The sequence below is a fragment of the Pseudoalteromonas rubra genome (genome assembly GCF_005887115.1).
Taxonomy (GTDB): domain Bacteria; phylum Pseudomonadota; class Gammaproteobacteria; order Enterobacterales; family Alteromonadaceae; genus Pseudoalteromonas; species Pseudoalteromonas rubra_F.
The window spans coordinates 1-472 of the sequence record NZ_PNCJ01000189.1 but is presented as its reverse complement, the minus strand read 5'-3'; the positions used below and the strand labels follow the sequence as shown (position 1 = coordinate 472).

Sequence of the window (472 nt, the reverse complement as noted above, 5' to 3'; positions counted from 1 at the left end):
CACAGCGGCAGCCGTATTTGGGTTGTCGATAAACATCATCGAGTATTAGCACAGTCGGGCACCATTCAACATGCCGATGGCGTCTGGGCAAGCTCGTTACAAGAAAACGAACAACAAGGGGCGTGGCAACGCTTTGAAGAGCGCTTTTTACACCCACTGTACTATAAAATTCTCCCCCGCCCGCCCAGTGATTTTTTAGATACCTTGCACGATGTGGCCGCCCTTGAAGGCAGCCATATAGCCAACGCCCTAAAAGGCAAGCCGGCCTCCAACTGGCGCCTGACACCGGATAACAAAGCCGTTATTCTCAGTGCCGCCTACCCTATTTGGGGTGACGACCAAGTGCTCGGCGCGGTGATTGCAGAAGAGACCACCAATGGCGTACGTACGCTGCGCCACAAGGCACTGGAAAAGCTATTTAACGTGATTTTGGCGGTGATGTTTATCGGCACCATCACGTTGTTTTTCTTCG

At 52.5% G+C, this 472-nt stretch carries 1 pseudogene; it reads left to right on the top strand.

The annotated features are described in order from the left end of the window. Nucleotides 1-472: pseudogene (locus CWB98_RS23705) on the top strand (proteobacterial dedicated sortase system histidine kinase); the annotation flags it as partial.